Origin of the sequence: Hominenteromicrobium sp. (assembly GCF_046974225.1) — a bacterium.
Taxonomy (GTDB): Bacteria; Bacillota; Clostridia; order Oscillospirales; family Acutalibacteraceae; genus Hominenteromicrobium; species Hominenteromicrobium mulieris.
Genome location: NZ_JBKWAE010000008.1, coordinates 122074 through 131326 on the forward strand (window position 1 = coordinate 122074; position 9253 = coordinate 131326).

A 9253-nucleotide genomic window follows, 5' to 3' on the forward strand; every position below is an offset into this window, starting at 1 on the left:
GTATGGTCAACAGAATCAATATATTCCAGCCGGATGCTCCCATGAGCTACGATGACAGGATCAAAATTTTAAAGGAAAGAAAGCTTGAGGAAACCAGGGTGAAGTCCACCATGAAGGTGTATCAGGACGGGGATGACTATGGAAGCATCCCGGCTCCGGAGACGTACCAGTTCCATTGCATTCCGAACCATGAGAACGGTTCCTGGTACGGGTATGACGGGTGGAGCAAGAATTTTTACAAGCTGATGACTGAGCACCCGGTCTACATTGATCCGGTGGACGCGTTCACCTGCCGCTGGATGTTCAGTATGATCTGGTTTGACGAGAAATCCCCGGACAAGGGGCTGAACTGGAACCCGAATTTTCCCTACGATGATCTCAAGCCGGAACAGGAACTGTATGGCATTATCTCCGGGATCGGCTCGGACGCGCACTTCGGCGGCGACTACCGGATCGGGTTGAGCCTTGGCTGGGGCGGGATCTTGGAAAAGCTGGCTTTCTACCGCAAAAAGCACCCCGAACACGCAGAGTTTTACGACGCGGAGGAACTTGTGGTGCACGGTGTGCAGAACTGGATCTCGCACGCGATTGAGGAGAGCGAGCGTCTGGCCCGTGTGGAGCGCCATCCGGTCCTGCGGGAAAACCTGCTTCAAATGGCGCAGGTAAATCGCAACATCCTCAACGGTGCGCCCAAAACCATGCGGGAAGCCTGTCAGTGGGTTTGCTGGTTCAACATGGCCAGCCGCACCTACAACCGCGACGGAGCGGGTTTCCAGCTCGATGACGTGCTCAAACAGTACTACGATGCCGACATGAAAGAGGGGAGGATCACCAGGGACGAGGCGATCTTCTACATCGCTTGTCTGTTGCTCAACGATCCGCACTATTACCAGATCGGAGGGACAAACGAAAACGGCGATCCCCTGCTCAGCGAGTTCAGCTATATGGTGCTCGAGGGAGCGGATAAGCTGGATTCGGCTTGCAACATCACGGTAAGAGTGGACGAAAACATCGACAGAAAGTTCCTGAACAAAGCGGTGGACTACCTGTTCAAGAACAAGAACGGCTGGCCGCGCTTTTCCGGTGACGAGGCCCTGAACAGAGGCTTCATGCGTTTGGGCTATCCCGAATCGCTTGCCCGGCAGAGGATCGCGGTGGGCTGCCACTGGATGAGCTTGCCCGGCATGGAGTACAGCTTGAATGACTGCATCAAAATCAACAGCGCTAAGGTGTTCGAGGTTGCCATGGATGAGATGATGAGCCATAAGGGCCCATACTCCACACAACTGCTGTGGGATCTGTACCAGAGACATATGGCCCGGGCTGTAGAGGTAACTGCCGAGGGTATCGCGTTCCACCTGCGGTACCAACAGTACAACGAGCCGGAGCTGATGTTGAACCTGATCAGTCATGGTCCTATCGAAAAGGGTCTGGATATGACGTGCGGCGGCGCCATGTACTACAACCTCTGCATGGACGGCTCGGCTATTGCCACGGTGGCGGACTCTTTTGGCGCACTGCAGCAGCGGGTGGAGGAGGAGAAGCGGATCGACTGGGAGACGCTTTACCATCATCTGAAAACAGATTTCCAGGATAAGGGCGGTGAGCTTGTACGCCAGATGCTCTCCCGCAGTGCCCGCTACGGCGGCGGAAACACCATCAGCGACCAGTGGGCGGTGAAAATTTCGGAGTCATACTCCAACCAGGTGCGCTCCGTCAGCCAGAAGTATCCGGGCTACCAGTTTATCCCCGGCTGGTTCAGCTGGTCGAATACGATTGTGCTCGGCAAGCAGGTAGGTGCCACCCCCAACGGCCGCCACGCCTTCGAGCCGATCAACCATGGGGCCAACCCGCACCCCGGCTTCCGCAAGGACGGCGCCCTCACCGCAATGAGCAATTCCATCTGCGCGGTGCAGCCGGGCTATGGGAATACCGCGCCGGTACAGCTGGAGCTTGACCCTGGTATGGGGCGCGGTGAGGAGGCTGTGCAAAAGATCGCCGACTATATCATGACGCTGTTCGAGCAGGGGGCCACCCTGCTGAACATCAATATTGTGAACGGTCAGCAGATTCTCGAAGCCGACAAGGACCCCAGCAAGTACCCCAACCTGGTGGTACGCGTCACGGGCTTTACGGCGTACTTCTGCTCTCTGACTCCGGAGTTCAGAAAACTGGTGGTGGATCGTATTCTCATACAGGGATGAACAAATGATTTGGCTTGGCTTCTGTTTTTTCTACGTCACGGTTTTATTGCGAAAATAAATCCTAAATGGCAGGCTGAGCAGGAAGCATAAAGAAATATCAGAAATCATTTGGTCAGATACGTAAACTTTCTGCAGGGAGGCATCGTGCAAGCGGTGCCTCCCTGTTTTGATATACTTTAGCGAAACGAGAGCCCCCGACTAGGCCGGGGAGAGTAAAAGAAATTATGGCAACACCGCACAAAGAAAAAATATGATATAATAATACTATGGATAAGCAGATGAGTCTGTCGGGCCTGAGCGATGAATTGAGCCAGGTGCGGACAAAGAAGAAAGAATTTCTGAGTCAGATAGAGCGCATCGTGCCGTGGGGAGAGTGGATCGAACTGATCCGGCCGCACTATTACAAAGGAGAGCGCGGCAATAAGCCCTACGATCTAGAACGGATGCTGCGGATTTATCTGGTTCAAAACCTGTATGATCTGTCGGACAAGGCAACGGTAGCGGAAGTGATCGACAGCCGTGCATTCTCGGAATTCTGCGGAGTGGAATCGAGCAATCAGGTGCCGGACGGAGATACACTGGGTCGGTTCCGGAATTTGCTGCTCCGCAGCGGGCTGCAGGAGAAGTTGTTTGCGCAGGTGGTATATCTGCTGCAGGAAAGAGGCCTGCTGCTGAAGAAGGGAACCATAGTGGACTCTACCCTGATCGCAGCGCCGTCCTCGACAAAGAACAGGGAAAAGAAACGAGACCCGGAAGCGCACTCGGTGAAAAAGGGGAACAGCTGGCACTTCGGCTATAAAGCTCACATCGGCGTGGATAAAGACAGCGGGTTGGTTCACACAGTAAAGGTCACCAGCGCCAACATCCATGATGTGACGATGGTGCCGGAGCTCTTAACCGGCGATGAGGACAGCGTATATGGCGACAGCGGCTGCCTGGGCGCTGAAAAGCGGGAAGACGCCGTTCTTTTCAATGTCAATGGCCAGGGCAAAAGGATCCGTTACAAAATCAACAGACGGCCCTCGCAGAGTAAACACGCAGACAATCGTTCCCGCGGGCAGATCAAACGCCGCGAAAAGGAGAAATCCTCCGTACGGGCCAAGGTAGAGCATGTCTTTGGGGTAGTAAAGGGCCAGCTTCGATACCGGAAAACTAGGTACCGAGGTCTGCGAAAACAGATTGCCAAATTGAATATCCTGTTCGCGCTGGCGAATCTGATTCTGGCTGACAGGCGATCCTGCCTGACGGCTTAAATCAGTGTGGCTGCAGCGCTGATGGAATGGCGTATATATGCCCTGCCGGGTGGAATCTTCCCACAGGGCCTTTCCTTTTGCGTGTTCTGCGGTGTTGCCTTAAAAGTTTCAGTAGCTGTTTCCGTCGAACTGTGGTATATGTTTGTGTTGCAAGGAGGCGAGCGCATGAAATACAAGCTGCTGAAAAACCTATATGACTGTTTTTATACCCCACCCGAACTCTCGGCGCAGAAGCAGGAAATTGAGGAGTGCCACCGAGCACTTAGCGAGGCGTTGGGAAAGCCGGAGCGTCGGCTGGTGCCCCGGATCATCGACGCAAAAGACCGTATTGCGGAGGACACCTCCATCGACAGCTTTATCACCGGATTTGAACTGGCGTGGAAACTCTCCATGGAATTGAACTATTACGAAAACGAGCGCTCAGTCTCCTGCCGAACGGCAATGGAGTTGAGGGCGCGTTTCACATCTAAGGAGGAAGAGAAATGAAGAAACTCATCATAGTGGCAATGATTGCCGCATGTGTCGCCCTGTGCGCCGCTGTGTGGCCACATGGCAACGCGGTCGAGGAAACACCCGTCCCAGCCGCAGAAACCACTGTGAGCGCCAAGGAAGCGACCGTTGGAGAAATTGAGGAACCCGCAGCACTGGCAGAGAAGGAAAAAGGGGCGGTTCCGCAGCAAGAAGCATCCCAAGAGGAACGTCCTGAACCAGAGACAGAGCCTATTGAAATGCCCGCAGATTCTGAACTCCAGCCTTCCGCAGAGCAGTCACCCACTAAAAATTCCGCACCAGAGCCAACTCCATCCCAACCGCCTAAAGAACTGCAGCCCGGTGAGAAAGTCTATGTGGCGGGTTTCGGCTGGGTGGAGTACGAGGGGCCAAACTACTGTGAAGATGGTACGGATATTTACGAAAACGGCAACAAAATTGGGATCACGGGGTGAAATGTGTAGTTGCCCATTGCATTCGCTTCCCATTCGTGTTATCATGATAACGCTAAATTGTTGCACTGTCCTGAACTTTGATCGTTCGTAGCATGAGAGTACGAATCATATTGAACGGCAGAGACATAGACAATCTTGCAGACAAATGAGTAAATCCTCGAAACTATTGATTCCAATCAAATTCTCATTATGGAATTGAGAAAGCAGTTTGCTGGTTGACTGTCGTTGTCCCCCCCCCCTGTTGTTTCGATGCTTTGCACCACAAAATCGAACCGAAGAAAGTGTTCTTTCGTCGGGTTTGTTTTGTTGCGTGCAAAGCGGTCTTCCGGATGATCGCAGTCCACGCACGAAGCAAAGTGCGTGGGCTTTTTTCGGCTCAGAAAGGAGGCCAATTATGGGAAAGGTGTCAGGAAAAACACATACCAAAGAACAGCTGGATCACTGGGCAAATCTGCATAATCCCAATAACAAGACATATCGAACTGACGCAGACAATCGTGCCAATCAGATGAATCCAAACCACAGAACGCACCAGAAAACTCACAATGCAAACCGCAGAAACAAAGCACATTGGATGCCCCTGTGGGCACCGGACTATCCGGAATACGATGATTAAAAATTGGAGGTTACGGTATGTCAAAGCACTTTTTCGACTACGATGACGACGACTTCGCCATGAGCATTTCTGACAGTATAGCGAGGGACTCCGATGGGAATCTCATGATGCGCATGGGCGATTACATGGCGATGGATATGAACACCGGCGATATTCACATGATTTCATCATGGGCCGATGACGATGACTAAACCTTAGGCAGTAGCTCAGCGGCTGCACCGCCATAGACAAGGAAAACACTTTCAAAATCCAGACAGAAAAATAGTGGGACAGGCCGTAAGGCTTGTCCCGCTGTCTGTATCCTATGGCAGATATTCTTCCGTGATTCGATACCGGCTGATGCCGAAGGCGTTGCTCCGCTCCATGATCTCTACCGGGATCTTGGGCAGATACTTCTTGCTGAAGCTGGTGTCCCCGAAATAGGCGTCAAAGTTTGCTACTGGCAGGACCACCCACTCGCAATCATCCTGTCGGTTGGCGAGGTAATAGCGGATCAGCGTCCAGGCACCCTTGGTTTGGGGCGCAAAAATCGGGATCTGATACTGCAACACCTTGCTTCGCCACGCGGCGGCAAATTTTGACTGAATGACCTCCGCATACTTGAGCGAGGTGCTGCGCACATTTTCCGGGTGCGTCAGCATGAAGTCCGCAGTGCGGAGGACATGACGGAGAAACCAGCCGATCCCGTCCGCGTCCACCAGCTCCGGGAACTCCGTGTGCAGCTCCGAAAAGTCCGTCTGGAGCTGCCATTCCTTGCCCGGCGCACGCTTCCCGTCCTCCGGCACACTGCACCATGCGCAGAGCGCGCGGCGGGCGTAGTCGATCCGATCGTGGGAATCACCCGAAATGACTGTCCCGTTTTTATCGTGGAACAAATATCCGCGGGCCAGAATGGTCAAAATCCGAGCCATCCCCTCAAACTCCAGGATCGTGGCAAAGGTGAATCGGCCCAGCCATGTCGTATCGCTCTTCTTGCTGGCGGTATAGGAAACCGTTCCGGTATATGCGCAGAATTCCTCCCATTCGTTAATCATCCCGCACCTCCAGAACATTTTTCTCGATGTACTCCGGCAGCAGATCCCACAGCAGGTCACGCCTGCCGAGAGCCACCACATAGCGCACAGCCAAAGTCGGTCTCACGATAGCGGTCAGCAGTTCCCGGCACTTGGCCGTCACCGCATCACGGTAGCTCCGGGAAGGGGACTTGTCCGCAAAGGCGCTCATCATGGCAGTGAAAGCCTTCGAGTCGTTTTCACGAAACAGCCGCTTTTTCTCCCTGCCGGTGTTCTCGTCCGCCATATCACAGACAATGTCTCCCAGGATGCGGTAGCCGCCGAAGCGGAAATCGGTCAGTAGATCGTATATATCTTCAAACTCCGGCAGCCATTCCCGCAGGAAACGTTCCCGTGCATCCTCGTCCATGAAGTGCCATACCTGTTCCCGCATGGCGCGTCGCAGAGCGGACACCCTTTCCGGCGGCAGACTGCCGAACAGGGCGTACAGCTCGTCGGGATCGTATGTATCCTCCTGTCCTCTGGCATACAGGATGCGCTCCACATCGCTCTTCCGCTTTTTCTCCTTCAACGGAACACGGCAGGCCCGGATGCGGGAGAGACAGGCATCGTAATCTTGCAGCAGCGCATCCACCGTTGCCAGCTTATCGGGGGTCAGCTGCCCCTTCCAGTCCGGCTGCCGGGCGAAGGAAAACAGCTCCTCATCCTTGGCAGGCCTTGCCTTGATGCGCGGCGTGTTCTTTTTCAGCTGCTGTGCCAAATACGGCAGACGCTCCACATTGGAGTCCACCTTGTTCCAATCCACCTTTTTGAAAAACGCTTTCACCTTGGTCGCATGGGTAGGCTCATACCAGGCACGCCGGGTCTCCATCTCCTCTACCAGCGTTTTATATTTGAGAAAGTCGCTGCGCTTGACGGTCTTATGGGTCAGATACTCATCCAGATCAGGGCGAATGCCGCTCTTGGCCGAGTCGATCTCCAGCCCGGTGAGAATGGCCAATGTCTCCGTCTCCTCCCAGCAGCGCTCCCGTTCCTCGGCGTCGGAGTTTTCGTTGTAGGCAATGATGCTGCGATCCAATGCGGCGTTGCAGATTTGGCCGACGCGGGAGGAGAAGGTACTGCGGACCGTTTCGAAGCGGGCCTCCCAGTCGTCGGCGCTGCGGATCTGAGGCTGGACCGTGGGGATCATCAGCAGTGGCAGGTTGTGCGACCGGGAAAATACGCTCCGCGGCCGCGGAGGATCGTGATAGATGTTTCGTTTCACGCATTCGTTCAAAATGGGGTCGCTGATCGTCTTGATCATGTCGCCGTCGTAGTCGGCACCGCCTAAACGCTCTGCGGCGAGTGAAGTGTAGCCAACCATAACAACATCCGTCAGATGGCCGAGGTATTGATCGTGTAAATTTTTCCTGTCTTCAAGAGGATAAAGCTGCATTTCTTCATTCCGGGCAATGTGCGGATTGCGCAGCAGCGTGCAGACATGACTGGATTGGTAAGCCGCGCTCGGAGCAAAGAAATTCTGATGGTTCAACTCCAGCCCCCAGCGAAAATTGATAAAGGTGTTCGCTTTTTTACTTGTTCCGGTTTTCGTAACAGGTAGGCAATTCAAAAAATCCAGCAGATCCCCAGAAAGATACCGGTTGTCTCCCGCCACAATCAGCCGTCCGACGGCGTACTGCTCTGCAATTTTGTCCGCTTCGGCCTCTAATCGCTTGGCGTAGATTGGTTCGTTGATGAAGTGTGGATTCTTTTTCAGCACAGCGGCAAGGATCTGGTCTTTGCCCTGATGCCGTTCCCACCAGCTGACCCGTTCAAACTTCTCCAGAAAATAATTCCGCCGAAACGACTCATCGGCGCAAAAGTTGTAATACGCCAGCTCGGTCTGCTTGGTGAGCCAATTTCGCTCGTCTGTCTCCGGGCTGTGGTCCCAGCCGTCCGGCAGATCGGCAGGGCGGAACTCGTCACCCTGAATGGAAACGGTGGTCAGAAACTGATAGTTCAGCTCGGTGGTCTGTTCCGGTTTCTCCTTGCTCACATTGGTAATGTACAGCGCATGGCGGTACTTGCGGAACATCGCCCAATAGTCCTCCCAGCTCATGCCGCTCTCGTTCAGCCAGCCGCAGCCCTTGAACATACTTTTGGTGAGGATGATGTCAATCTTCTGAATCGGATGCTGCACGCCCCACAGATCGGTGATGGTGTCCGCGCCGCTGCGGTCAAGATAATCCTTGAAGTCCACCTCGTGCAGCATGCCTTTCACATATGGCATACGAATTTGAAATGAGGTGTGGACTTTCCTTCCGCACAGCTTCTCATCAACAAGGCGGGCATACTGCTTGGAGATCAGCCCCTCGCCGTCGAAGCAGGTAACCTCGACGGTGGCCATCGTCTCCACCCGGTGATATTTGCGGGTGCTGTTCTGCGCCCCGTCATCCTCCACCGTAATCATCTCTGTGGGCGGGGGTGTTCGTACCGGATTGTCAACGACCACTACCCGGTGGGGGCGGTCAATGTCGATGCCGTCAATGCGGATACCGCTGGACAGCATCAGGCCGTTGTAGGCGTAGAGTTTGCTGAGCTGGCAGTCACCGATGGTCATATCCATCATGATGCGGCGGCGCACCGCATCATAAAAATCCTCTCGGATGAAGGACAGCCGCGCCTGCCGGCTCATGCTGCCCGAACGCTCAAAGGCGAGGTAGCGATGCGGCCCGGAGCCAAAATCAAGGCTCACGCCCTCGGGACGGAACAGGGCCTTCGCTTTTTCCTGCCGGATCCGGTATTTCTTTCTGGCACCGCTCCGGTCGAAGATGCCGGAGAAGTCTATATAGAAAATGATGTCCGAGAGGTCAGTCACCAGTTGCCCACCGGGTCTTCCGGTGAAGGTATCGCCGTGCAGCACGCACATGATCTGATAGAACAGTGCGTTATCGTCCTGCTCGTGAGGTGCGGAAAGTGATTTGCATTTCTCTGTCTCGGCGGCGCTGAGATGGAAGGTATATGTCCCGTCCTGCTGCCTGCCATAGCTGATCACAGCTCTGGCGGACAGCTCGTAGATCCTGTATTTTACCAGCGGCATCGGCTCACCTCCTCATGCTTCTATTCTATAGCCATGAGCAAAACTTCAAAAGAGCAGTAATATCAATGGTTCCCGGCCATGGCTGAAACCGAAATCACTCATATGGTATAGAAAGCGGAGCCCCTTTTTGGTAAAATTGACTTG

At 54.1% G+C, this 9253-nt stretch carries 8 protein-coding genes; 6 read left to right on the top strand and 2 right to left on the bottom strand.

Annotated elements, in window-relative coordinates; translation table 11 throughout:
• Nucleotides 1-2 precede the first annotated feature (2 nt).
• From ACLTX1_RS08040 to ACLTX1_RS08065, 6 genes are all read left to right on the top strand, one after another.
• Complete coding sequence (locus ACLTX1_RS08040; protein WP_055658130.1) at nucleotides 3-2204, top strand: pyruvate formate lyase family protein; 2202 nt, start codon at nucleotides 3-5, stop codon at nucleotides 2202-2204.
• 278 nt (nucleotides 2205-2482) lie between these two features.
• Nucleotides 2483-3457, top strand: coding sequence for an IS5 family transposase (locus ACLTX1_RS08045; RefSeq protein WP_177696324.1), 975 nt, complete (start codon nucleotides 2483-2485; stop codon nucleotides 3455-3457).
• 6 nt (nucleotides 3458-3463) lie between these two features.
• Nucleotides 3464-3943, top strand: coding sequence for a DUF6809 family protein (locus ACLTX1_RS08050; RefSeq protein WP_308449198.1), 480 nt, complete (start codon nucleotides 3464-3466; stop codon nucleotides 3941-3943).
• On the top strand, nucleotides 3940-4401 hold the full coding sequence (locus tag ACLTX1_RS08055; protein WP_308449199.1) for a DUF6550 family protein: 462 nt from the start codon (nucleotides 3940-3942) through the stop codon (nucleotides 4399-4401). The genes ACLTX1_RS08050 and ACLTX1_RS08055 overlap by 4 nt, the downstream gene beginning before the upstream one ends.
• Before the next feature lie 394 nt (nucleotides 4402-4795).
• Entirely contained in the window at nucleotides 4796-5017 is a 222-nt protein-coding gene (locus ACLTX1_RS08060) for a hypothetical protein (protein WP_308449200.1), read from the top strand.
• A gap of 17 nt (nucleotides 5018-5034) precedes the next feature.
• Nucleotides 5035-5208, top strand: coding sequence for a hypothetical protein (locus tag ACLTX1_RS08065; protein WP_308449201.1), 174 nt, complete (start codon nucleotides 5035-5037; stop codon nucleotides 5206-5208).
• A 111-nt stretch (nucleotides 5209-5319) separates the two neighbouring features.
• Here ACLTX1_RS08065 and ACLTX1_RS08070 read toward each other — a convergent pair whose 3' ends face one another.
• Together ACLTX1_RS08070 and ACLTX1_RS08075 are read right to left on the bottom strand one after the other, a co-directional pair.
• Nucleotides 5320-5928, bottom strand: coding sequence for a hypothetical protein (locus ACLTX1_RS08070; RefSeq protein WP_412330719.1), 609 nt, complete (start codon nucleotides 5926-5928; stop codon nucleotides 5320-5322).
• Between the two features lie 115 nt (nucleotides 5929-6043).
• Nucleotides 6044-9109: an RNA dependent RNA polymerase gene (locus ACLTX1_RS08075; RefSeq protein ID WP_343285182.1), complete on the bottom strand. Its 3066-nt coding sequence runs from the start codon at nucleotides 9107-9109 to the stop codon at nucleotides 6044-6046.
• Between the last annotated feature and the right edge of the window lie 144 nt (nucleotides 9110-9253).

What these genes read in the sequence shown, in the direction of transcription:
- ACLTX1_RS08045 (WP_177696324.1), top strand. Translation starts at nt 2,483, where the DNA reads ATGAGTCTGTCGGGCCTGAGCGATGAATTGAGCCAGGTGCGGACAAAG.
- ACLTX1_RS08055 (WP_308449199.1), top strand. Translation starts at nt 3,940, where the DNA reads ATGAAGAAACTCATCATAGTGGCAATGATTGCCGCATGTGTCGCCCTG.
- ACLTX1_RS08040 (WP_055658130.1), top strand. Translation starts at nt 3, where the DNA reads ATGGTCAACAGAATCAATATATTCCAGCCGGATGCTCCCATGAGCTAC.
- ACLTX1_RS08065 (WP_308449201.1), top strand. Translation starts at nt 5,035, where the DNA reads ATGTCAAAGCACTTTTTCGACTACGATGACGACGACTTCGCCATGAGC.
- ACLTX1_RS08075 (WP_343285182.1), bottom strand. Translation starts at nt 9,109, where the DNA reads ATGCCGCTGGTAAAATACAGGATCTACGAGCTGTCCGCCAGAGCTGTG.
- ACLTX1_RS08060 (WP_308449200.1), top strand. Translation starts at nt 4,796, where the DNA reads ATGGGAAAGGTGTCAGGAAAAACACATACCAAAGAACAGCTGGATCAC.
- ACLTX1_RS08070 (WP_412330719.1), bottom strand. Translation starts at nt 5,928, where the DNA reads ATGGCTCGGATTTTGACCATTCTGGCCCGCGGATATTTGTTCCACGAT.